This is a genomic window from Bacillus sp. SB49, assembly GCF_000469135.2.
Lineage (GTDB): Bacteria > Bacillota > Bacilli > Bacillales > Halobacillaceae > Halobacillus.
In genome coordinates this window covers 2,492,598-2,516,146 of sequence record NZ_CP048117.1, presented here as the reverse complement: position 1 = coordinate 2,516,146, position 23,549 = coordinate 2,492,598, and the positions used below count along the sequence as shown (strand labels likewise).

Here is a 23,549-nt window from a genome sequence, read left to right as displayed (position 1 = left end):
CTGTTACATAGAATTCTAAGGGAAAGCTAAAGAGAGGTGTTCGTGAAACGTGACCCGAGTGCAGCATGGAAAAGTCTACGAAGGTGTCCTTCATCAGTTGAGAACCTACATCGAAGAGCATAAACTGGGCCCCGGAGATAAGTTGCCGTCTGAACGGGAGTTAAGCGAACAACTCCATGTAGGAAGGTCTTCGATCAGAGAAGCTTTCCGGGCGATGGAGCTCCTTGGGTTGATTGAAACCAGACGCGGCGAAGGCACGTTCATGAGAGCTTATCGTCCTTATCATATGGTAGAGCTATTATCCAATTTTTTACTCAATGAGACGAGAACGAAAGATGAACTCGTTACAGCGAAGCAGATGCTGGAGAAAGAAGTGTTATGTCTCGTGAAGGACAGGCTTACACATATTCATTATGCTGAGATGGAAGAAATTTTGAACATACAATCCCTGGAAACCCGCCATCAAGCTCTGTTCCTTTATTTGTTTGAAAGGTGTGAACATCCGCTGCTGCTTTCCATGTGGCAATTCATTTCCGGATTCACCCGAACGGTCCATGACCTGCATTTCAAGGAAGATTGGTACCTGGCCCTGCTTAAGGCTCTCCGGAGTAAAGACACCTTAGAAATTCTTAAGTTATTCAGGTAATGATTTTGTCGAACTCCCTTCGACAGAATCAGTGATATTACGTAAGGGACTTTCAGTATATTGTAAAGAGGAAGCTTTGTCCCAAAGGAGGAATCACCTTGCTACGAGATATATTCAGCAAGAAAAAAAGATACGCATCCATTCCCAGACAGGAAGCAAAGCAGGATGTACCGGAAGGTCTGATGCAGAAATGTCCAAACTGCCAGAAGATCTTCTACAGAAAAGAACTGAATCGAAATATGAACGTTTGTCCACACTGTGACCATCATCACCGTATCAGTGCTTATGAAAGAATTGAGCATTTGTTTGATGAAGGAAGTTTTGTTGAATGGGACAAGCATATGATATCCAATAACCCTTTAGGGTTCCCTGAGTATGAAGATAAATTGGAAAAAGACCGCAAAAAATCCGATCTTAATGAAGCGGTAGTCACCGGTAAAGCATCCGTTAACGGTTTCCATACAGCTGTGGCGGTCATGGACTCCCGTTTCCGAATGGGAAGCATGGGTTCTGTCGTCGGTGAAAAGATAACGAATGCCATTGAGCAGGCACGGAAAGAAAAAATTCCTTTCGTCATATTTACGGCATCCGGTGGAGCTCGAATGCAGGAAGGCGTTTTAAGCCTGATGCAGATGGGGAAAACTTCAGTAGCCCTTCAGCGGCTTCATAAAGATGGAGGTTTATTCATATCCGTCATGACTCACCCGACTACTGGTGGTGTTTCTGCAAGTTTTGCCTCCCTCGGAGACTATAATTTTGCAGAACCGGGAGCCTTAATTGGTTTCGCCGGCAGAAGAATTATTGAGCAGACGATACGGGAAAAACTTCCGGAAGATTTCCAAACAGCAGAATTCCTGTTGGAACATGGCCAGTTGGATAAGGTCGTGCACCGTCACGATTTAAGGAAAACACTGACAACTGTGTTGGACATCCATTCTGCAGGAGGCGAAGAATCGTGAAGCACGTTTTAGAATTTGAAAAACCCGTTATTGAATTAAGAGAAAAAATCGCTGAACTGAAACGTCTTACGGAGAACAGCGAAATGGATCTGACCGATGAAATCGATACACTTGAACAGCGGCTGGAGAAGTTGGAATGCGACGTTTATGATCGCATGGCTCCCTGGGACCGTGTCCAAATGGCCCGTCATCCGGAGCGCCCGACGACGACAGATTATATAGATCATTTGTTTACAGACTTCATCGAGCTGCACGGGGATCGTACGTATGGAGACGATGCGGCCATCGTTGGTGGGATCGCCAAATTTGATGGGACACCCGTAACGGTAATCGGCCACCAGCGCGGGAAGGACACGAAAGAGAATATCTACCGCAACTTCGGAATGCCGCATCCGGAAGGCTACCGTAAAGCGCTTCGCTTAATGAAACAGGCGGATAAATTCCACCGTCCGATCATTACTTTCATTGATACAAAAGGTGCTTATCCCGGTAAAGCAGCGGAAGAGCGCGGTCAGAGCGAAGCCATTGCCAGGAACTTGATGGAAATGGCAGGTTTCACTGTCCCAATCATCTGTGTCGTCATCGGAGAAGGTGGAAGCGGTGGAGCACTTGGGCTTGGAATTGGTGACCGTATCTTCATGCTTGAGAACTCTACTTATTCCGTTATTTCTCCAGAAGGCGCTTCTTCTATTCTTTGGAAGGATTCGGGTCTCGCTCAGGAAGCAGCTGAATCCATGAAAATTACCTCCTATGATTTGAAGAAATTAGAAGTGATTGATGGTGTTGTTCCGGAAGTCAGGGGTGGAGCCCATCGTGACATTCCTGCACAAGCAGAGCAAATTAAAGCCGTCCTCAAGCAAGAGCTGGAGGAGCTATCCAGAAAATCGGAAGAAGATCTGCTGGAGGAAAGATTTGTGAAGTATAAAAATATTGGCGATTACACTCATCTTGATTTATAATGATATGGTTGAAAAACATGTCCGTATGTAAAAGGTCGCACGTATGTGCGGCTTTTCACATCTTAACTGAATGGTAACGTTACCATATGGTCGGATTGTTGATGATCCAATCAGTTGTATAGACTAGAGGATAGCCTGTGCATGTCCGTTTGGACGGATGTTTCCTTCCATGTGCGTTTATGGACAGAACTAAGAACTTTTGAGGTGATGAAAGAATGAAGAGAATTGGAGTGCTTACCAGTGGAGGAGATGCTCCCGGTATGAACGCCGCGATCAGGGCGGTCGTAAGGAAAGCTATCTACCACGAAGTAGAAGTGTACGGCATCAAATACGGCTACCAGGGCCTGATTGATGGAGACATCGAGAAGATGGAACTCGGTTCGGTCGGAGACATCATCCAACGTGGTGGAACGAAACTGTACTCTGCCCGATGTGAAGAGTTTAAGACAGAAGAAGGCCAATTGAAAGGTATTGAGCAATTGAAGAAACATGGCATTGAGGGCTTGATAGCTATCGGTGGTGATGGTACCTTTATGGGGGCAAAAAAATTAACCGAAAAAGGATATCCTTGCATCGGTGTGCCTGGGACAATCGATAATGATATTCCGGGAACGGATTTTACTATTGGTTTTGACACGGCTCTGAATACGATTATCGACGCAATTGACAAAATTCGTGATACAGCGACTTCTCACGAGCGTACGTATGTAATCGAAGTCATGGGCCGTGACGCCGGAGATCTTGCCCTTTGGGCTGGTCTTGCCGACGGAGCGGAAAGTATTCTTATTCCCGAAGTGGAGGATGAATTCGATGATGTTATCGATCGTCTTAAGCGTGGACATGAGCGGGGCAAGAAACACTCCATCATTCTGCTGGCTGAAGGAGTAGGAAGCGGAATGGAGTTCGGTAAACGAATTGATGAAGCTGCCGATCTCGAGACCCGAGTGACCGTTCTTGGACATACGCAGCGTGGAGGAGCACCAAGTGCTGCCGACCGTGTTCTTGCCAGTCGTCTGGGGGCGTACGCTGTCGATCTGCTTCTTCAAGGAAAAGCAGGCCGCATGGTAGGTATTCAAAAGAACCAATTGGTCGATCATGATATCGTAGATATCTTAGGTCAAAAGCACGTTATCGACATGGATATGTACCGCCTTTCCAAAGAACTATCTATATAATTTGCAAGAGGCATCTGAGGAGGAAATAAATATGTTTAGAAAAACCAAAATCGTTAGTACGATCGGTCCTGCATCGGAATCAGTAGAGAAATTAACTCAGCTTATGGAAGCAGGTATGAACGTCGCCCGTCTGAATTTTTCACACGGTGACTTTGATGAGCACGGAGCACGAATCATCAACATCCGTGAAGCTTCCAAAGCTACAGGCAAAACAGTAGCGATCCTATTGGATACGAAAGGTCCTGAAATTCGTACCCGTACGCTTAAAGATGGCGAAGCATACCTTGAGAAAGGTGCGACGGTCTACGTGACGATGGAGGATATTGAGGGCGATGCAGAGCGCTTTTCCGTCACTTATACAGGCTTGATCAACGATGTTCACCCTGGTTCCAAAATCCTTTTGGATGATGGACTGGTAGAACTAGAGGTAGAAGAAATAGATAAAGAAAACAATGAAATTAAGACGACTGTCCTTAACAACGGGCTTCTTAAAAATAAAAAAGGCGTAAACGTTCCGAATGTCAGCGTGAATCTTCCAGGAATTACAGAAAAAGATGCTAATGACATCGAATTTGGAATTCAGCAGGGTGTAGATTTTATTGCGGCATCCTTCGTGCGTCGTGCTTCCGACGTACTGGAAATCAGAGAGCTTCTTGAAAAGCACGATGCTTCTCATATTCAAATCATTCCTAAGATCGAAAACCAGGAAGGTGTTGACAACATCGACGATATTCTTGAAGTCAGTGACGGTCTGATGGTTGCGCGTGGAGATTTAGGTGTGGAAATTCCAGCCGAAGATGTTCCACTTGTACAGAAACAGCTGATTCGTAAGTGTAATGAAGCAGGTAAACCAGTCATTACAGCTACTCAAATGCTTGACTCTATGCAGCGTAACCCTCGCCCGACACGTGCAGAAGCTTCTGACGTAGCTAACGCCATTTTCGATGGTACGGATGCAATCATGCTTTCTGGCGAAACAGCTGCCGGTGACTACCCTGTAGAAGCTGTGCAGACGATGCACAATATCGCAAGCAAAACGGAAACGGCGCTTAACCATTTCCAACTGCTTCAAGAGCGTTCCAAGCACAGTGACATGACGATCACGGATGCGATCAGTCAGTCGGTTACACACACAGCCATTAATTTGGATGCAGCTGCAATCGTCACACCGACGGAGAGTGGCCATACTGCTCGTATGATTTCTAAATACCGTCCGAAAGCACCGATTGTAGCCATTACTTCTGATGAAAAAGTACACCGTAAGCTATCTCTTGTCTGGGGCGTGTATGGCGTCATGGGATCCCGTGCTTATTCCACAGACGAAATGCTTGATGTAGCTGTTGAAAACAGCCTGGCCTCCGGTCTTGCATCTCGCGGAGATCGCGTTGTCATCACCGGCGGTGTGCCTGTTGGTGAAAGTGGTACGACGAACTTGATGAAGGTTCATGTTATCGGTGACGTTCTCGTCAAAGGGCAGGGTGTAGGACAGAAAAGTGCCTATGGCCGTGCTGTCGTAGCCAACAATGCCAAAGAAGCTTTGGATCGTGTAGAAGACGGCGATATCCTCGTTACTCATGGTACAGATAAAGATATGATGCCTGCTATAGAAAAAGCAGCAGGAATCGTTACCCTTGAAGGTGGTTTGACTTCCCATGCAGCGGTTGTCGGCTTGAGCTTGGGCATTCCTGTCATCGTTGGTGTTCAAGACGCATTGAACATCATCAAAGATGGCTCTGATATTACAATTGACAGTTCCCGCGGGGACATTTACGAAGGACATGCAAGCGTCCTGTAAAAGGAAGATAAAGGCAGAGAAGACACCTTCTCTGCCTTTTCTTTTTATAGAGGAGATCATTCCCGGTATAATAGAAGTATAAGTCGGGAAGAAGGGAAGGATCCTATGTTTCGTTGGTTATTTCTATTAATAATAATTGTTCCTGCACTGGAAATCGGATTATTCGTTTGGGCAGGCAGCTATATCGGACCTTGGTGGATCATTCTGCTTATCATCTCTACAGGTGTCGTTGGGGCCTGGCTTGCAAGAAAGCAGGGCCTTGAAACGATCCGGAACGTCCAGACTTCCATGTCGAGAGGTCAGATGCCTCAGGATGCCTTGTTAGACGGGGCTTGTATTCTTATCGGCGCAGCTTTTTTGTTAACGCCCGGCTTTATTACGGATGCAGCAGGTTTCGGTCTACTGCTTCCCGTGACGAGAGGGCCGATCAAGCACATCATCCGAGGTGCGATTCAAAAAGCACTTCAAAAAGGTACCGTAACGATATACAGACGATAACAGCATAGTTTTGAAATATATATTCGGACGTTTGTGCAGTGTGTTTTTAGAAGCTGCCGGCGTCCGTTTTTTTATAAGAAAAAAATCAAGGTCTATCTCCTTTAATGAATGCGGTTATTTCCTTAGTCAGTCCTGTTTTATTCAAGGTCTGTACGATCATTAGAACCAGCGGACTCAATATGATTCCATACCCTCCAAAGAGTTGGAAACCTGTGAACATCGCAGCTAATAAAATTATTGGAGGCACGCCGAAGTGATCGCCGAGGAGCTTCGGCTCAAGTACCTGTCTTGTAATAATGACCACCATGTAGACAATGATCAAACCGATGGTCATTCCATAGGAACCTGTGAAGAACTGAAAGATGATCCAAGGGAGAAAAACGACACCTGTACCAATGTAAGGAATGAAGTCTACAAAAGCAGTGAAGATTGTAATCGGTAAAACATAGGGAGCACCGATGATGGTTAGTCCAATACCTGTGAGAACAGACGATATTAGGACAAGTGTACATTGAGCTTTGATCAGCCCGGTCCAAGTATAGTGCCACTCTTTACGAAAAGCAAAGGCCTTGGCGGTGAGTACCGGGGGGGTACATGTATAGACAGCTGTTCTGATGGTTTCCCAATCTTTACATAAGAAGAAAGTTGCCAGAAACGTAATAAAGACCATGGCGATAGAGGTGGGGAGACTTGTTAATAATACGCCCAGGCTTTCCAAAATCTCATTAAGGACCGTCAACCCTCCCTCTGTAACCTTTTCCTGAACGGTATCCAAGTAGGTATTCAAACTCAACTGCTGATCCATATTCAAATTTCCGGTAAGGGATTCGAAGGAACCGATGATTTGTTTGGATAATTGAACGGCTTTGCCTGTCAGATAAGTAGAGAATAAATGGAAATACTCCGGCAATCCGGCTGCGATGTACTGCATCCCTTTAATCAATTCGGCGATGACCAAGGCAACAAGGCTTGCCGCTAAACTTCCTACAAGGGCAAGTACAATCAGAACCGCTGCAGCACGTGGTAATCTAAGTCTCCTTTGAAGGAGAAGGATGAACGGGCGTAGTATTATGGACAGCAGGACTGCAAACAGGAAGGGGTATAAGTATGTCCAGACGAAAGTTGTCACGTACACAAACCCGGAAGCAAGAAGAAGGACGACGATGAATCGGATAAAACCAAGGAGAAAAGTCTGATTTCGAATAGAAAACACTCCTTTCCCTAAATCTTCCTCTACACCCGTTATACAGAGGAATTCAGCCTTTTTGTTACATAATTATCCATAAAATGAAGAATAAAATTTCGATAAATTCCTTCAAATTAAACGGTTTCAATTCACATTCTCTTCAGAATACTTTATAATTAGCCTTGGGGTTGATTTCCAATCATAGGGGACAACAGTAATTTAAGCGTTCTCTTGTCTTTTCGACAAGTGGAATTTTTTTAAAAGGAGAGATTATATGTCATCATCAACCAAAGGTCTTGAAGGAATTACCGCAACGGAATCTTCCATCAGTTCCATCATCGATGATAAGTTGACATACGTCGGCTATGATATCGATGATTTAGCGAATAACTCCAGCTTTGAAGAAGTTATTTATCTTCTTTGGAACAAAAAGCTTCCGAAACAAGAAGAATTAGATGCATTTAAATCAGAACTGATCTCTAACATGGATATTCCATCCGAGATCGTTGACCATCTTAAATCGTATGATCTATCAACGGTTCATCCTATGGCAGCTCTTCGTACTGCTGTATCGATGCTTGGACTATTCGATCCTGAATCTGACGTCATGGAAGAGGAAGCGAACAATCGTAAAGCGCTCCGCCTCCAGGCAAGAATCCCTACAGTCGTGACCGCGTTCTCACGCATCCGTAACGGCCAGGAACCTGTCTCCCCTAGAAAAGACCTCAGTTTTGCAGGGAACTTTCTTTATATGCTGAACGCAAAAGAACCCGAGGAGTTGGAAGTTACCGCATTTAATAAAGCGTTGGTGCTTCATGCCGACCATGAATTGAACGCGTCCACTTTCACTGCACGAGTGTGTGTGGCTACTCTCTCTGATGTTTATTCAGGCGTAACAGCTGCCATTGGTGCACTTAAAGGTCCTCTTCACGGCGGAGCTAACGAGCGTGTCATGAAGATGCTTACAGAGATCGGCAGTGTTGAGAATGCCATTCCTGCCATTGAAGAGAAGCTTGCCAACAAAGAAAAGATCATGGGTATGGGACACCGCGTGTATCGCTCCGGAGACCCTCGTGCCAAACATTTGAAGGAAATGTCCCGGGAATTAACTGAATTGACCGGTCAATCCAAATACTATGACATGTCTATTAAAATTGAAGAATATATCAAGGAGAACAAAGGCCTGCCTGCAAACGTAGACTTTTACTCTGCATCTGTCTACCACAGCCTCGGTATCGATCATGATATCTTCACACCGATCTTTGCTGTAAGCCGTGTATCCGGATGGCTTGCACATATTTTGGAGCAATACTCCAACAACCGCTTGATCCGTCCTCGCGCGGAATATACCGGTCCTAAAGGACAAACGTACACTCCGATTGCAGAGAGATAATCAGGCATGCCGGTTAAATACCGGCCTCCCGCTACTTTTTATTCAACTTAATTTAACGTATGATAGAAATGGATGATCCATCCATAAATTGTTACAAATTTTTAGGAGGGTTTATTTTGACACAAGCACAAAAAATTTCAGTAGAACAAGACGGAACTTTGAACGTACCAAACACACCAGTAATCCCATTCATCGAAGGAGACGGCATCGGACCGGATATTTGGGCAGCAGCCAGCCGTGTAATTGAAGCTGCAGTAGATAAAGCGTACAACGGTGAGAAGTCTATTGAATGGAAAGAAGTTCTTGCTGGTCAGAAAGCATTTGATAACACGGGCGAATGGCTTCCTGCTGAAACGCTGGAAACGATTCGTGATTATAAAATTGCCATTAAAGGTCCATTAACTACACCAATCGGAGGCGGAATCCGTTCCTTGAACGTAGCACTTCGTCAAGAACTTGATTTATTCACATGTCTTCGCCCTGTCCGCTACTTTGAAGGAGTACCATCTCCAGTGAAACGTCCGGAAGATACAGACATGGCTATTTTCCGTGAAAATACGGAAGATATTTATGCAGGAATTGAATGGCAGAAAGGTTCTCCAGAAGTGAAGAAAGTCATCGAATTCCTTCAGAATGAGATGGGTGTACATAAAATTCGTTTCCCTGAAACGTCCGGAATCGGTATCAAGCCGGTATCGGAAGAAGGTACGAAGCGTCTGGTCCGTGCAGCGATTGATTATGCATTGAACGAAGGACGTAAGAGCGTCACACTTGTGCACAAAGGAAACATCATGAAGTTCACAGAAGGTGCATTTAAAGCTTGGGGATACGAAGTAGCAGAAGAAGAGTATGCTGATAAAGTATTCACTTGGGCTGAGTATGACCGTATTGTGGAGAAAGATGGCAAAGAAGCTGCCAACAAAGCCCAGGAAGCTGCCGAAGCAGAAGGTAAAATCATTGTGAAAGATGCCATTGCAGACATCTTCCTTCAGCAGATCCTTACGCGTCCGAAAGAGTTTGATGTCGTAGCGACTATGAACTTGAACGGTGACTACATCTCTGATGCACTTGCTGCTCAGGTTGGCGGTATCGGAATCGCACCTGGAGCTAATATCAACTTCGAAACAGGACATGCTATTTTTGAAGCGACTCACGGGACAGCCCCTAAGTATGCCGGTTTGGACAAAGTGAACCCGTCTTCTGTCATCCTGTCTGGTGTTCTTATGCTTGAGCACCTTGGCTGGAGAGAAGCGGCTGATTTGATTACCAAGTCTATGGATAAGACGATTGCAAGCAAAGTTGTCACGTATGACTTTGCACGTATGATGGATGGCGCTACAGAAGTGAAGTGCTCTGCATTTGGTGATGAGCTTATCAAGAATATGGGTTAATCTCTCATAAAGGAAGGGGATCGTTATGGCCATTCGTAGAAATAAAATATCTGTGATAGGTGCGGGATTCACCGGCGCGACGACAGCCTTGATGCTCGCGCAGAAAGAACTGGGTGATGTCGTCATCGTGGATATCCCCGATATGGAAGATCCGACGAAAGGAAAAGCGTTGGATATGCTGGAAGCCAGTCCGGTTCAGGGGTTTGATGCCGACATTACGGGTACCTCCAATTATGAGGACACGAAAGGTTCTGACCTTGTTATCATCACCGCAGGAATTGCCCGCAAACCGGGCATGAGTCGTGATGATCTTGTCAGCACGAATGCCAAGATAATGAAAAGCGTCACTAAGGAAATCGTGGCGCATTCCCCGGATTGCTTTATCGTCGTTTTGACCAATCCGGTCGATGCTATGACTTATTCCGTCTTTCAGGAAGCAGGATTTCCTAAGAACCGGGTCATTGGTCAGTCGGGTGTGCTGGATACTGCCCGTTTCCGTACATTCGTAGCGGAAGAGCTGAACGTGTCCATCAAGGACATTACCGGCTTTGTCCTTGGGGGTCATGGGGATGATATGGTCCCGATGATTCGATATTCTTTCGCCGGAGGTATTCCGCTTGAAAAATTGATTTCGAAAGAGCGCTTGGATGCCATCGTTGAACGGACGCGCAAAGGCGGGGGAGAAATCGTCGGCCTGCTCGGAAACGGCAGTGCCTATTATGCTCCAGCCGCATCCTTGGTGCAAATGGCAGAAGCTATCTTGAAAGATCAGCGAAGAATTCTTCCGTCCATTGCTTACCTTGAAGGAGAGTATGGATACGACGGTATCTACCTTGGTGTTCCTACTATCCTTGGAGGAAATGGGATTGAGGAAATTCTTGAACTTGAACTGACGGATGAGGAAAAGCAGCAGCTTGATAAATCTGCGGATTCTGTTAAAAGTGTGCTGAATGTATTAGAATAAACACAAAGGGATTCGAGGCCAACCCTCGGATCCTTTTTTTACCCATTAAAGAAAACGCTTACGAGGAGGTTTGCTGATGCTTGGTAAAAAGAGAAAGCTTGGAAAGAAACTTCAGGATCTAAAAGTAGGGGAGCGCTACAATGCCGCCTTTACTATCGAAGACCGTGATTTGTTGATATACCTCGGCTTGACCGACGACGCCAACCCTTTATATGTTCAGCACGATTATGCCTCACAAACACCGTTCAAACAACCGATTGTACCTGCTGTGATGCTGTTTGGTATGGTATCGTCGATTGTTTCCATGCACCTTCCCGGGCCTGGAAGCCACATTCTTAGTCACTCCATCGAATATCCGAAACCGGTCTACCATTATGCGGATGTACGCTTCCAATTAGAAATTACGGAAATCGACAAACGCAGCGAAGCGATAACGCTTCACGTGAATGGATACGATAAGGACGGGGAGGAAGTCGTCAAAGGTTCGCTTGTCGTCCGCCCCCCTTCTGAACCACATTCTATGAATGCCACGTCTTTAGAAAATTTTTATTGAGAATAGGAAAAAGGAAACGGTGTCTTGCTATTCTCATCAAGACAGAAAAAGCAGCCTTTACACGGCTGCTTTTTCTTTTTGAGTATAAAAGGCGTCAAAGAGTATATTAAGATTAAGTAAAGTTTGTAAGGATCTGTATTCAAAATGTAAACTTCGTTGTATGATGAAGAAAAATGCTGGTTGGGGTGAGGGTTTTGGAACAAAAAATATTGATAGTGGATGATGAAGAATCGATTGTGACTTTATTGAAATATAACATAGAGCAGGCCGGTTATGTGACGGAGGTTGCTTACTCCGGTACCGAAGCTTTGGAAAAAGCATCGAATACGGCGTTCGACTTTATTGTTCTGGATATCATGCTGCCGGGTATGGATGGGATGGAAGTTTGCAAGCAGCTGAGGCAAAAGCAGGTACAAACACCAATCCTTATGCTGACGGCCAAAGATGATGAGTTTGATAAAGTCCTGGGACTGGAACTCGGGGCGGATGATTACTTGACGAAACCATTCAGTCCGCGGGAAGTAGTTGCCCGAATAAAAGCAATTTTAAGAAGGATGGACAGGGATACACCAACCCAGGTATATGATGAAATAAAGGTAGGCAGCTTATCAATCTACCCTGAACAATACGAAGCGACTATGAACGGGGAAGCATTGACGTGTACACCTAAAGAATTTGAACTACTTCTGCACCTGGCTAAGAATCTGGGCAGAGTTTTGTCGAGAGATCAGCTGTTACGTTCTGTTTGGAATTACGATTTTGCGGGAGATACACGGATCGTTGATGTCCATGTGAGTCATCTGAGAGAGAAAATTGAGCCGGATACGAAAAAGCCGGTCTATATTAAAACCATCCGTGGGCTCGGCTATAAAATGGAGGAACCGAAGTAAATGTCCTCCAGTACTCGTCCGCTTTTGACGTATGCGATTTTAATTGTCATCGTCATGATCGGTTTAGGCGTGTTGCTGGCTCAGTTGACCAGGGGATACTTCGTCAATATTCTGGAAGACAGGGTGGAAGTGGAGAGCCGCTATTTTGTAACGTATTTGGAGAGCTTTACAGAAAATAGTGAGGTATCTCGGGATGAGTTGGAAGAATTCAGTTCACAATTAGACACCGGCATCGTCTTTCTGGATGAGTCAGAGGAGATTATTATCGATACCGTTGACGCCGTAGACTCTATTTCCAATGCGGAGAAGGAAAAGATCCTTTCAGCTGTTCCTTCAAATGGAGAAATAAGCAACAGCGGTCGTCTGATAGGGGATGTTTTCTTCTACCCTACTACTATTGAAGTAAGCAACTTGGAAGGCACACTCGTGCTGCTTTCACCAGTCGATTCATTATCAAGCATTACACGGAATATATGGCTCCTGATCAGCTGTACGATGTTTCTCGGCCTCTTGGTCATCTTTATCATAGGATTTAATGTGTTTGGTAAGTATGTTCGGCCGATAAGGGCGGCCACTACTGCTGCGAAAAAGCTGGCTAAAGGGGATTACCGGGCTCGAACATATGAAGGTTACTTCGGTGAAGCGGGAGAACTTAGTCAGGCAATCAATATCCTTGCCCGCAATCTTCAAGAAGTGAACCAGACGAAAGGCATGCAGGAAAATCAGCTGGAGGCTGTTATCAATCACATGGGGAACGGCTTAGTGCTGATAGACGAAAAAGGCTATATTCTTTTGCAGAATCGTGCGTTCCTTGAAACTTTCGGTGGTGAAAAACAGCAATATGTAGGCTACCTGTACCATGATGCGATCCCATATACGGCGATACATGAAACGGTGCAGCGTGTATATATGTTTGAAGAAACCGTGAGAGAGACCTTCGTTCTTCCGGTTAACATAAGCAGAAAGCACTTGGAGGTTACCGGTGCACCAATTTTGAGTGAGGACCAGAAATGGAAGGGTGTTGTTCTTGTCTTCCATGATATAACAGACTTAAAGCAGTTAGAACAGACAAGGAAGGACTTCGTAGCCAATGTCTCTCATGAACTGAAAACTCCGATTACATCCATTCGTGGATTTTCGGAGACCCTTTTAGATGGAGCGATGAAAGATGAGCAGATGCTGGAGCAGTTTTTGAGGATTATCCTGAAGGAAAGTGGCCGGCTGCAGTCCTTGATCCAAGACTTATTGGACCTTTCTAAGCTCGAACGGGAAGACTTTCACTTGAATATTGAACAGGTAGATGTCGGTCGGCTGTTCCAGGACTTAGGTCCGATTGTCGAACAGCATGCTGGAAGAAAAGGGAACATTTTATCTATGGATTGGAAAGACGGAGTTCTCATCGAAGGTGATTCAAGCCGGCTTAAGCAAGTATTTATGAATCTGATCACCAATGCTGTCAACTACACACCAGAAGGCGGCCGGGTAGCACTTTCCGTGGAGGAGCAGGAGGAATCCGTCACCGTAATTATATCGGACACGGGTGTGGGAATTCCTGAGTCGGAAATATCACGGATTTTCGAAAGGTTTTACCGGGTGGATAAAGCAAGAAGCAGAAATTCCGGTGGAACCGGTCTCGGGCTTGCCATTGTGAAGCATATTATTGAAGCTCATCGTGGAAATATCCGCGTGGAAAGTGCTGTCGATGAAGGAACGACTTTTTATGTAGAAATACCGAAGAAGTTTACGGAAAATTAATACAAGCATAAGATTACTTTAACAATATCTAGATATAATACCAGTGAAACCCTTTCATCCAAGGTGTTTTCTCTTTTAAGCAGAAGCTTCCCTCGCTTCTGCTTTTTTTTGTGATTTTTGGTAAAAATGTACTCGTTTTGAAACCTTTTTGTAACAAAAACGTAACTAAAATATACATAGGTGAGGGGGATTCCGGATGAGTGTGAAGCAGTTCTATACATGGGTTGGTCTCGGACTGGCCGGATGTCTATTAATTCTTGTACTTATTACTACGTGGTACACGGTGGATGAGTCGGAGCAGGCGGTCGTTTTAACCTTCGGTAAGGCGGAAGAAGGGGTCAGCGAACCAGGACTTCATTTCAAGATGCCGTGGCCGATACAAGAGGTCGAAAAATTATCGAAGGAAACGTTCAGTCTGGACTTCGGTTTTAATGATGGAGAAGAGGCAGATAAAGTTACGATGATTACAGGGGATGACATGATCGTACAGGCAGACCTTGTCGTTCAATGGAAGATTACCGAGCCCACTGGGTACTTATTCGCGTCCGAAGATCCGGAACAGGTACTTTTCAATGCCACCTCTTCTTCGTTAAGAGGGGTAATCGGAAGCAGCCAAATTGATGAGGCGCTTACTTCCGGGAAAGCCGAGATTGAGAACCAAGTGCGTGAAAATCTCGTTTCCTTGATGGATCAATACGATGTCGGCATCTCGATCATTGATGTCCGTCTGCAGGAGGTGGATCTGCCGAATGAAGAAGTGAGAGAAGCTTTCACGAAAGTTACAGATGCCAGAGAACAAAAACAAAGCAAAGTCAACGAAGCGGAGAAGTATGCCAATCAGATGAGAGAGGAAGCGCTCGGGGAGAAAGATGCAATTATTCAACGTGCCGAAGGGGATAAGGTAGAACGAATCCAAAATGCAAACGGGGCCGTTTCCAGGTTCGAGGCTTTATTATCGGAGTATGAAAGTCACGAAAATATCACCAAAGACCGGCTGGTCATGGAGACGTTGGAAAGTGTATTACCGGACGCAAACGTATATATTATGAACGACGATGGGGATACCATGAAGTATTTGCCGATACAGCAACAACCGGTCCTTGATGGGTCTGTCCAACAGGAGAAAAAGCAGGAGCAAAGTCCGGAAGCGGATCAGTCTGAAGAGGAGGGTGCATCTTGACGGACGATATATTTGACGAAAAGAAAACGAAGAATAGAGATATAAGGAAATACGTGAAGGCGGGGGTTGCTCTGCTTGTCATCATCTTTCTTCTCTTAACAGGAATAAGCTCTGTTGTTATTGCGAAGGAAGGGGAGTACAAAGTAGTCCGGCAATTTGGTGATATTGTGAAGATCCATGAAACACCCGGACTCAAATTCAAGGTTCCTTTCGTTCAGGAAGTATCGACATTGTCAAAGAAGAAGATGGTGTACGACGTAGAAGAGAAAGAGATTACCACATTGGATAAAAAGCGTATGATCATCGACAATTACGCCGTTTGGAGCATTGAAGATCCGGAGAGAATGATTGCCAATGCCAGGACGGTAATCGGTGCGGAAGCAAGAATGGGTGAGTTCATCTTCTCCATTGTCCGCTCGGAGCTTGGAAAGATGGACTTTTCGGAAATTATTAACGAAGAAGAGAGTTCCCGAGGTGTGCTCAATGATGAAATTACATCGAAAGTAAATGAATATCTGGCTCGTGATAACTATGGAATTGTCGTGGACGACGTCCGGATTAAACGGTCGGACCTTCCTGAATCGAATGAAGCAGCTGTCTTCAACCAAATGATTACGGACAGAGAAAAGATAGCGCAACAGTATTTATCGGAGGGGGAAGCGGATAAGAGCAGAATCAGGGCGGAAGTCGACAGGGAAGTACAGGAGATGTTGTCGACAGCCAGAGCAAACGCAGAGAAAATCCGTTCGGAAGGAGAGCAGCAGGCAGCGGCTGTTTACAATGAATCTTTCTCCAAAGACCCTGAGTTTTACCGACTCTACCGAACCCTTGAATCCTATGAAACGACAATTGATGGAGAAACGACGATTATTCTCCCTCAGGATTCTCCTTATACCGATCTCTTGCAGGGTTATATCGAATAACAGGAAGGTGGCGTCTTTTTCTTCTCTGCTGTAATCATGGTAGAATGAAGAAAAAGGCGTTTTATTCATGCTCATGGGGTAACATAGGATGGAGATGACAGGACGAATGACGTCGCCCCCTGTGATCCCGGATCGCCGTTTTTAAGAATAGGAGTGAGTTCATGGCTGAGAAGGTCATTTTAATTGATGGAAATAGTATAGCTTACCGGGCATTCTTCGCTCTCCCTTTACTGAATAATGATAAGGGAGTTTATACGAACGCTGTCTATGGTTTTACGACGATGCTGCTAAAAATACTGGAAGAAGATAAACCGGATCATTTACTTGTTGCATTTGATGCAGGGAAGACCACTTTCCGCCATGCTACGTATAAAGAATACAAGGGCGGCCGTCAGAAGACACCGCCGGAGCTCTCGGAACAGTTTCCTGTACTGAAAGAACTGCTCGAGACATTCGGGGTTCACAGTTACCAGCTGCAAAATTATGAGGCGGATGATATCATCGGTACGCTTGCCACAGAAGCCGGCGAGAAGGGAATGGATGTCCAAGTCATTTCCGGGGACAAAGACCTGCTGCAATTGGTCAACGAACAGATTACGGTCCGTCTTACGAAGAAGGGGATTACAAATGTCGATACATATACGCCTTCTTTCCTTCTGGACAAAATGGAGGTCAGACCGGATCAGATCATTGATTTAAAAGCGCTTATGGGAGACAGCTCTGATAATATCCCCGGAGTACCGGGTGTCGGTGAAAAAACAGCGGTCAAGTTGTTGAAGCAGTTTGAAACGCTCGAGAACCTGTATGAGAACATAGATCAGGTGAGCGGGAAGAAGCTGAAAGAAAAATTGGAGGACAATAAGGAAGAAGCTTTCATGAGTAAGCAGCTTGTGACGATTGAGAGACAAGCGCCGATTGAAGTGGGTCTTAAGGATATTGCGTATGAGGGATATCCCTCCCAAGCAGTCAGTAACTTCTTTAAAGACCTTGGATTTCAATCCCTGCTCTCCCGCATTCAAGGGGAAGAAGGAGAATCCGAAGCGAAGACGGAACTTCCCGATATAGAAGTGGAAGTGATAGAAGAGCTGAAAGAAGAAATGTTTACGGGCAGGGAAGCGCTTGTGGTGGAAATGCTTTACGAGAATTATCACACGGCTCCCATAGAGGCCATTGCTATAGTTAATGAGGAGAAGAAATATGTCCTAACTCTCGAGCAGGCGGTTAAATCCCCGGTCTTCAAAAAATGGGCTGAGGATGACACACGGGAGAAATGGGTGTTCGATGCCAAGAGAACGCTTGTAGCGATGCTTCGGTATGGAATTGAATTGAAAGGAATTACCTTCGATTTACTTTTAGCTTCTTATTTGATCAATCCTTCTGAGAACAATCACGACATCCCGGCTGTCGCACACAGACTTGGGGAGGCGGAAGTGAACTATGATGAAGAAGTGTACGGAAAGGGTGCGAAGCTGAAGCGTCCGGATGAAGATCGTACGTTCTACGAACATATCAGCAGGAAAGCATCTGCCCTATACCATATGAAGAGTAAAATGGAGGATCAGCTCGTCCAAAATGAACAGTTTAACCTCTACAATGATTTGGAAATGCCGCTTGCGCTGATCCTTGGCAGAATGGAACACAGAGGTGTCCGTGTGGATGTTGGTCGTTTGGAAGAGATGGGAGAAGAACTGGAGGCACGCTTAAACAAGGTGGAGGAAGAAATTTATGAACTTGCCGGTGAGCCGTTTAACCTCAATTCGCCTAAACAGCTCGGCCCTATTCTGTTCGAAAAGCTCGAACTTCCCGTCATTAAGAAAACGAAAACGGGGTATTCCACTTCGGCGGATGTATTGGAGCAGTTGGAAGACAAGCATCCAATCATTACGAAAATATTGTTAAATCGTCAATTAAGGAAGTTGAAATCGACCTATATCGAAGGCCTTCTGAAGGTTGTTCACAAGGATACACACAAAATTCATACCCGCTTTAATCAAGCTCTCACACAAACAGGTCGGTTGAGCTCGACGGATCCAAACCTTCAGAACATTCCAATCCGCCTGGAAGAAGGACGGAAAATCCGTCAGGCCTTCATCCCTTCAGAAGAAGGATGGGTGATGTTCGCAAGTGACTATTCCCAAATTGAACTGCGTGTTCTTGCTCATATTGCCCAGGACGAAAAGTTGATTGAGGCGTTCCGTGGAGGCGAGGATATTCATACACAAACGGCTAGTGAAGTGTTTGGAGTTGCGCCGGAAGAAGTTACGAGTAATATGAGGAGACAGGCGAAAGCGGTCAATTTCGGAATCGTTTATGGAATCAGTGATTACGGCTTGTCTCAGAGCCTTGGCATCACGAGGAAGGAAGCTCAGGCGTTTATTGATAAATATTTCGAATCCTATCCAGGCGTCAAATCCTATATGGATGAATCGGTTCGTGAGGCTAAGGATACCGGGTACGTGAAGACGTTCATGAACCGGAGACGTTACCTTCCTGACATTAAGAGTCGTAACTTCAATAAACGCGGGTTTGCCGAGCGGACTGCTATGAACACCCCGATCCAGGGGAGCGCAGCCGATATCATCAAGAAGGCGATGGTCGATTTGGAAAAACGCCTCGTGGAAGAAAAACTGGAGGCGAAAGTGTTATTACAGGTACATGATGAATTGATCATTGAAGCACCGAAAGAAGAAATTGAGAAACTGCAGGATTTAGTAGCCTCCGTCATGGAAAGCACCGTGGAACTGGATGTACCTTTGAAGGTGGATTCCTCTTACGGAGATACTTGGTACGATGCAAAGTAAGTGAGGAGAATGAAAGAATGCCAGAACTACCGGAAGTAGAGACGGTCAGGAGAACGCTCCACCATCTCGCCATTGGAAAAGAAATCGCCTCCGTATCCGTCTATTGGGGGAACATCATCAAACATCCGCAGGATCCAAAGGAATTTGATCGTCTACTGAGAGGGCAGACGATCAGGGATATCGAGCGAAAGGGGAAGTTTTTGATTTTTCAACTGGATGACCTCTCTCTCGTTTCCCACCTGAGAATGGAAGGGAAATTCGGTGTCTATGAATCCTCGATGGAGAAGCCTAAACATACGCACGTCATTTTCCACTTCACGGACGGCACGGAACTCCGTTATAACGATGTGAGGAAGTTTGGCACGATGCATGCGTTTCGAAAAGGGGAAGAGTCTTCGGTGAAGCCGTTAGTACAGCTTGGACCTGATCCATTTGAGGAAGCATTCACTTTGGATTACTTCTATATGAAACTTATGAAGACGTCCCGTAACATGAAGGCCGTTCTCTTGGATCAATCCATCGTAGCGGGGCTCGGCAACATTTATGTGGATGAGGCACTCTTCCGCGCCAAAGTCCATCCGGAGAGAATAGCGAACACGTTGACACGAGAGGAAGCTGCAAAAGTACGCGAGGCGAGTATTTCTGTTATTCTCGAGGCGATCGAACAGGGTGGTACCACCATTCGCTCCTACTCGAACAGCCAGGGGGAGATCGGTATGTTCCAACAGAAGCTGCGTGTCTATGGAAAACAGGACGAGGATTGTGTGGAGTGCGGGACGCCTATTGAGAAGCGGAAGGTGAGCGGTCGCGGCACCCATATATGCCCAAATTGCCAGCGGCTGGTTGTCTCCGAGTAACCTCAGGTCTGTGAACCCATATCCTGTGTAGCAGGAGGGTGATCGACCTTGAGTATCGGTTTGTTCATTTTTTTGTTTGTGACAGCAGTCAGCATCGACAGCTTTGGAATCGGCTGTGTATTAGGTTTGAAGAAAGTAACCATTGCAAAGAGAGCTGTCCTATCGATCGCTTGTTTGTCCGGTGTTGTGTTTCTGCTTTCCTCCTATTTCGGGCATTTGCTGATCGCTTATGTCTCACCGGAAGTGGCGGAGAAAACGGGAGCATCAGCCCTGATTTTCATAGGTATATTCTTTCTTTGGCAGTTTTTTAAGAAGAGGAAGCCGCAGAAGGAAGATGATTCATGGTTTAAGCCGGCGGAGGTACTGAATGATCCCGTCGCGGCAGATGTGGATCATTCCGGGGGTATCCGGGGGAAAGAAGTGTTTCTCTTGGGTATCGCCTTGTCCCTGGACTCTATCGGAGCGGGAGTAAGCGGAGCTATGATCGGGATGCCTACACTAATGACGTCGTTGTTTATTACACTGGCTACGTTTCTCATGCTGGCAGGCGGTATATGGAGCGGCAGACATTTAAGTGAGAAAGTGGAGAGTATATCCATCCTGCCGGGCGTCCTGCTCATTATCATCGGCTTAATTAAACTTTCATGAGTGTTGGAATAAGAGGAGAGCCATGTCTCTTCTCTATACATAAAGGGGGGCGTGTCATGACTGTTGTCATCGGATTAACCGGCAGTATAGCCAGCGGTAAAAGCACTATCTCTGCTATGTTTAAAGAATTGGGTATCCCGGTTGTAGATGCCGATGTGATATCGAGGAAAGTGGTGGAACCTGGTGAGGCTGCATACACACGTATTGTTGAAGCATTCGGCTCTGATATTTTGTTGGAGGACAGGACGATTGACCGTAAGAAACTCGGGGGCGTTGTCTTCTCCAATGAAGAAAAGCGTAAGGAATTAAACGGCATCGTTCACCCTGAAGTGAGAAAAGAAATGGTTCGTCAACGGGAATGCTATAAGGAAGAAGGACACCGTGCTGTTGTATTGGACATCCCGTTACTTTTTGAAAGCAAGCTGACGGATTATGTCGAGAAGACGTTAGTCGTTTATGTAGAGGAAGAAACGCAGCTCCGACGTTTGATGGAACGTGATCAGTCGACCAGTGAGGATGCAGAAGCAAGAATTGCTTCCCAAATCCCGGTAAAGAAAAAAGCGGCTCTTGCCGATGCGGTCATTGATAATAATGGATCTGTCGAGCAAAGCTTCGACCAATTAAAAGACATACTTCAAAGGTGGAACATCGTATAATAACACGTCGGGATTCCGACGTGTTATTTTTTTGTGAAAAAATGCACTCTTTTATGTAAAAGCGCTTGCAATATGTTATACTGTTTCTGTGAAAAGGGTTAAAAAGTATATCATATATAGGGGGCTGGAACATGGGAAAAACAAAGATTGCCATTAATGGGTTGGGAAGAATTGGCCGTATGGTTTTTAGAAAGGCTGTCATCGATAATTCTGTAGAATTGGTGGCTGTAAACGCCTGTTATCCAGCTGAAACCATTGCTCATATGCTGAAATATGATAGTGTTCACGGTCGATTTGAAGGCAAAATCCAAGCGGCGGAAGGGAATCTTGTCGTCGATGGGAAGGTCATTCGCTTGTGTTCAACACGAGATCCGCATGAGCTGCCGTGGGATGAACTGGGTGTCGATATTGTCATTGAGGCTACCGGCAAATTCAAAACGAAGGATGAAGCGTCCCAACATATCGAAGCAGGAGCAAAAAAAGTCATCATAACAGCTCCCGGTAAAGAAGTAGATGCTACGATTGTTATGGGAGTAAATGAAGATAGTTATGTACCGGAACAGCATCACGTCCTGTCCAATGCTTCTTGTACGACCAACTGTCTTGCTCCTGTTGTAAAAGTATTGGAAGACCAATTTGGTATCGTCAACGGCTTGATGACTACTGTTCACTCTTTTACAAACGATCAGAAGAACCTGGATAATCCACATAAGGACCTCCGCCGCGCCCGGGGCTGTACACAGTCGATTATCCCGACTTCGACAGGGGCTGCAAAAGCATTGGGAGAAGTGATCCCGAGCATGCGGGGGAAACTGAACGGAATGGCGCTGCGGGTGCCTACTCCAAATGTATCCCTTGTTGATCTCGTCGTTGATGTGAAACGCGATGTGACGAGAGAAGAAGTGAATGAGGCGTTTGCTGGTATGGCAAGGTATGAAATGAAAGGAATCTTGGAATTTAATGAGGAGCCGCTCGTTTCCATAGATTATACGACGTCCCCTTCTTCTGCGATCATCGATGGATTGTCCACCCAGGTGATCGAAGAGCGTAAAGTGAAGGTGCTGGCTTGGTATGACAATGAGTGGGGATACTCCTGCCGGGTTGTTGACCTTGCTAAATATGTCGGGAATATGATGCAGCAGGAGAAAGCGGTCCGCGTGTCTTGAGAAAGCACTAGAAAGCATCCCGAATGTATCGTATACTAGGACCCGGTGACTATGGTTTGCTGTATTTGAAATAAATCTTGCAAATTACGGGTAAACCATATATACTTTCTTTTGAACTTCTGAATTTCTTATGTTTTCATGTCTACTCAAAGGGTTAGGACCTCTCAGGACTAACTTTCCCCCATGGTAGTGCATGACTGTTATTTCAGAGGGGAAGAAGTTAATGTACAAAGGGGGATCCTTAATATGGATACAATGGGAAGACACGTAATTGCTGAACTATGGGATTGTAATGAAGAGAAATTGAATGATATGTCGTATATAGAGCAGGTTTTTGTTGATGCTGCTTTGAAAGCGGGAGCAGAAGTAAGAGAGGTCGCTTTTCATAAGTTCGCTCCACACGGGGTGAGCGGAGTGGTCATCATTTCCGAATCGCACTTGACGATTCACAGTTTTCCGGAGCATGGATATGCAAGTATCGATGTCTACACGTGCGGCGACCGTATTGATCCGAACGTTGCAGCCCACTACATCGTTGAAGCACTGGAAGCAGGGAAGAATGAAACCGTGGAAGTGCCGAGAGGGATGGGACCTGTGGAAGTACAGGAATCTCGTGCCCTTTAAAAAGAGAAACGCAGTAAATCAAGCCGCGCAGAGAAGTCTGTGCGGCTTTTTTGTATGGGGTCAACTCTCCTTTGGTAACTGTTATTTCTTATTTTGAAGAATCATGTTAAAATGATGGAAGATCATGTCGAATGGATTGAAGGGGCCAGATAAGTGAAAGCATTTATATCAAGATATATCAGTAATCACTCAGAAACCAGTGAACAGCATAAGGATGAAGAACTTGTCACACACTATTATAAAGCAAAGCGTGATGACGTTTTCCGTGCCGTGGAAGAACTGTTTCCCGCACCCTCACAGATTGTAGCATCCTCGAAGGAACGCGGCGAACTTACGATTAAATATAAAGGGAAAAGGCGTGCTTTCATTGTTGTGACTATCATTATGGTCCGTCCTTTCCGTACCGCTGTTGATTTTTCCGTAACAACGGATTCCGGTGGACCCGTTGATTTCGGATACAGTCGGAACACCATTGTTTCGTTGTATAAGCAGTTGGACAGCCAATTTCAGCCTGTCGATCCATCATAAGC

22 protein-coding genes are annotated in these 23,549 nt (G+C 45.5%); 21 read left to right on the top strand and 1 reads right to left on the bottom strand.

Going from position 1 to position 23,549, the window contains the following annotated elements:
• Positions 1-49 precede the first annotated feature (49 nt).
• The 6 genes from M662_RS13230 to M662_RS13205 all read left to right on the top strand — a co-directional run bounded on the left by M662_RS13230 (position 50) and on the right by M662_RS13205 (position 6,032).
• Positions 50-646 carry a FadR/GntR family transcriptional regulator gene (locus M662_RS13230; RefSeq protein ID WP_008635331.1) on the top strand — a complete coding sequence of 199 codons (597 nt, stop codon included), beginning with the start codon at positions 50-52 and terminating at the stop codon, positions 644-646.
• A gap of 98 nt (positions 647-744) precedes the next feature.
• The gene (gene accD / locus M662_RS13225; RefSeq protein ID WP_008635329.1) at positions 745-1,605 is read left to right on the top strand and encodes an acetyl-CoA carboxylase, carboxyltransferase subunit beta; all 861 of its coding nucleotides are present in this window, start codon (positions 745-747) and stop codon (positions 1,603-1,605) included.
• Positions 1,602-2,564: an acetyl-CoA carboxylase carboxyl transferase subunit alpha gene (gene accA / locus M662_RS13220; protein WP_026577103.1), complete on the top strand. Its 963-nt coding sequence runs from the start codon at positions 1,602-1,604 to the stop codon at positions 2,562-2,564. Before accD ends, accA begins: the two co-directional genes overlap by 4 nt.
• 215 nt (positions 2,565-2,779) lie before the next feature.
• Positions 2,780-3,739, top strand: a complete 960-nt coding sequence (gene pfkA, locus M662_RS13215; protein ID WP_008635324.1) for a 6-phosphofructokinase — start codon at positions 2,780-2,782, stop codon at positions 3,737-3,739.
• Positions 3,740-3,770: 31 nt separating this feature from the next.
• Entirely contained in the window at positions 3,771-5,534 is a 1,764-nt protein-coding gene (gene pyk, locus M662_RS13210) for a pyruvate kinase (protein WP_008635323.1), read from the top strand.
• 105 nt (positions 5,535-5,639) lie between these two features.
• Complete coding sequence (locus M662_RS13205; RefSeq protein ID WP_008635321.1) at positions 5,640-6,032, top strand: FxsA family protein; 393 nt, start codon at positions 5,640-5,642, stop codon at positions 6,030-6,032.
• A gap of 85 nt (positions 6,033-6,117) precedes the next feature.
• On the opposite strand, the gene ytvI is transcribed toward M662_RS13205, so the two are convergent.
• On the bottom strand, positions 6,118-7,245 hold the full coding sequence (gene ytvI, locus M662_RS13200) for a sporulation integral membrane protein YtvI (protein WP_026577104.1): 1,128 nt from the start codon (positions 7,243-7,245) through the stop codon (positions 6,118-6,120).
• Between the two features lie 247 nt (positions 7,246-7,492).
• Here ytvI and citZ point away from each other — a divergent pair, with 247 nt between their 5' ends.
• The 15 genes from citZ (at position 7,493) to M662_RS13125 (ending at position 23,547) form a co-directional block, all read left to right on the top strand.
• Positions 7,493-8,611, top strand: coding sequence for a citrate synthase (gene citZ, locus M662_RS13195; protein WP_026577105.1), 1,119 nt, complete (start codon positions 7,493-7,495; stop codon positions 8,609-8,611).
• Between the two features lie 116 nt (positions 8,612-8,727).
• The gene (icd, locus tag M662_RS13190) at positions 8,728-10,002 is read left to right on the top strand and encodes an NADP-dependent isocitrate dehydrogenase (RefSeq protein ID WP_008635318.1); all 1,275 of its coding nucleotides are present in this window, start codon (positions 8,728-8,730) and stop codon (positions 10,000-10,002) included.
• 25 nt (positions 10,003-10,027) lie between these two features.
• Positions 10,028-10,966: a malate dehydrogenase gene (mdh, locus tag M662_RS13185; protein WP_026577106.1), complete on the top strand. Its 939-nt coding sequence runs from the start codon at positions 10,028-10,030 to the stop codon at positions 10,964-10,966.
• 76 nt (positions 10,967-11,042) lie between these two features.
• On the top strand, positions 11,043-11,519 hold the full coding sequence (locus tag M662_RS13180) for a MaoC/PaaZ C-terminal domain-containing protein (RefSeq protein ID WP_026577107.1): 477 nt from the start codon (positions 11,043-11,045) through the stop codon (positions 11,517-11,519).
• 194 nt (positions 11,520-11,713) lie between these two features.
• Positions 11,714-12,409: a response regulator transcription factor gene (locus tag M662_RS13175; RefSeq protein ID WP_008635304.1), complete on the top strand. Its 696-nt coding sequence runs from the start codon at positions 11,714-11,716 to the stop codon at positions 12,407-12,409.
• Entirely contained in the window at positions 12,410-14,164 is a 1,755-nt protein-coding gene (gene pnpS / locus M662_RS13170; protein ID WP_008635303.1) for a two-component system histidine kinase PnpS, read from the top strand.
• A gap of 196 nt (positions 14,165-14,360) precedes the next feature.
• Positions 14,361-15,344 carry an FtsH protease activity modulator HflK gene (hflK, locus tag M662_RS13165; RefSeq protein WP_026577108.1) on the top strand — a complete coding sequence of 328 codons (984 nt, stop codon included), beginning with the start codon at positions 14,361-14,363 and terminating at the stop codon, positions 15,342-15,344.
• Entirely contained in the window at positions 15,341-16,267 is a 927-nt protein-coding gene (gene hflC / locus M662_RS13160) for a protease modulator HflC (RefSeq protein WP_008635300.1), read from the top strand. Before hflK ends, hflC begins: the two co-directional genes overlap by 4 nt.
• A 161-nt stretch (positions 16,268-16,428) precedes the next feature.
• Complete coding sequence (gene polA, locus M662_RS13155; RefSeq protein ID WP_026577109.1) at positions 16,429-19,068, top strand: DNA polymerase I; 2,640 nt, start codon at positions 16,429-16,431, stop codon at positions 19,066-19,068.
• A 17-nt stretch (positions 19,069-19,085) separates the two neighbouring features.
• Positions 19,086-19,925 carry a DNA-formamidopyrimidine glycosylase gene (gene mutM, locus M662_RS13150; protein WP_026577110.1) on the top strand — a complete coding sequence of 280 codons (840 nt, stop codon included), beginning with the start codon at positions 19,086-19,088 and terminating at the stop codon, positions 19,923-19,925.
• A gap of 48 nt (positions 19,926-19,973) precedes the next feature.
• Positions 19,974-20,573 (top strand): sporulation membrane protein YtaF, encoded by a 600-nt coding sequence (gene ytaF, locus M662_RS13145; RefSeq protein ID WP_008635295.1) that lies wholly within the window; start codon positions 19,974-19,976, stop codon positions 20,571-20,573.
• Positions 20,574-20,629: 56 nt separating this feature from the next.
• Positions 20,630-21,229 (top strand): dephospho-CoA kinase, encoded by a 600-nt coding sequence (gene coaE, locus M662_RS13140; protein WP_008635285.1) that lies wholly within the window; start codon positions 20,630-20,632, stop codon positions 21,227-21,229.
• A 131-nt stretch (positions 21,230-21,360) separates the two neighbouring features.
• Complete coding sequence (locus tag M662_RS13135) at positions 21,361-22,395, top strand: glyceraldehyde-3-phosphate dehydrogenase (RefSeq protein ID WP_008635284.1); 1,035 nt, start codon at positions 21,361-21,363, stop codon at positions 22,393-22,395.
• A gap of 246 nt (positions 22,396-22,641) precedes the next feature.
• Positions 22,642-23,019, top strand: a complete 378-nt coding sequence (gene speD / locus M662_RS13130) for an adenosylmethionine decarboxylase (protein WP_008635283.1) — start codon at positions 22,642-22,644, stop codon at positions 23,017-23,019.
• Positions 23,020-23,172: 153 nt separating this feature from the next.
• Complete coding sequence (locus M662_RS13125; RefSeq protein ID WP_008635282.1) at positions 23,173-23,547, top strand: hypothetical protein; 375 nt, start codon at positions 23,173-23,175, stop codon at positions 23,545-23,547.
• The last annotated feature ends 2 nt before the right edge of the window (positions 23,548-23,549 follow it).

What these genes read in the sequence shown, in the direction of transcription:
- hflK (WP_026577108.1), top strand. Translation starts at nt 14,361, where the DNA reads ATGAGTGTGAAGCAGTTCTATACATGGGTTGGTCTCGGACTGGCCGGA.
- mdh (WP_026577106.1), top strand. Translation starts at nt 10,028, where the DNA reads ATGGCCATTCGTAGAAATAAAATATCTGTGATAGGTGCGGGATTCACC.
- pyk (WP_008635323.1), top strand. Translation starts at nt 3,771, where the DNA reads ATGTTTAGAAAAACCAAAATCGTTAGTACGATCGGTCCTGCATCGGAA.
- M662_RS13180 (WP_026577107.1), top strand. Translation starts at nt 11,043, where the DNA reads ATGCTTGGTAAAAAGAGAAAGCTTGGAAAGAAACTTCAGGATCTAAAA.
- M662_RS13205 (WP_008635321.1), top strand. Translation starts at nt 5,640, where the DNA reads ATGTTTCGTTGGTTATTTCTATTAATAATAATTGTTCCTGCACTGGAA.
- pfkA (WP_008635324.1), top strand. Translation starts at nt 2,780, where the DNA reads ATGAAGAGAATTGGAGTGCTTACCAGTGGAGGAGATGCTCCCGGTATG.
- citZ (WP_026577105.1), top strand. Translation starts at nt 7,493, where the DNA reads ATGTCATCATCAACCAAAGGTCTTGAAGGAATTACCGCAACGGAATCT.
- polA (WP_026577109.1), top strand. Translation starts at nt 16,429, where the DNA reads ATGGCTGAGAAGGTCATTTTAATTGATGGAAATAGTATAGCTTACCGG.
- speD (WP_008635283.1), top strand. Translation starts at nt 22,642, where the DNA reads ATGGATACAATGGGAAGACACGTAATTGCTGAACTATGGGATTGTAAT.
- coaE (WP_008635285.1), top strand. Translation starts at nt 20,630, where the DNA reads ATGACTGTTGTCATCGGATTAACCGGCAGTATAGCCAGCGGTAAAAGC.
- mutM (WP_026577110.1), top strand. Translation starts at nt 19,086, where the DNA reads ATGCCAGAACTACCGGAAGTAGAGACGGTCAGGAGAACGCTCCACCAT.
- M662_RS13135 (WP_008635284.1), top strand. Translation starts at nt 21,361, where the DNA reads ATGGGAAAAACAAAGATTGCCATTAATGGGTTGGGAAGAATTGGCCGT.
- pnpS (WP_008635303.1), top strand. Translation starts at nt 12,410, where the DNA reads ATGTCCTCCAGTACTCGTCCGCTTTTGACGTATGCGATTTTAATTGTC.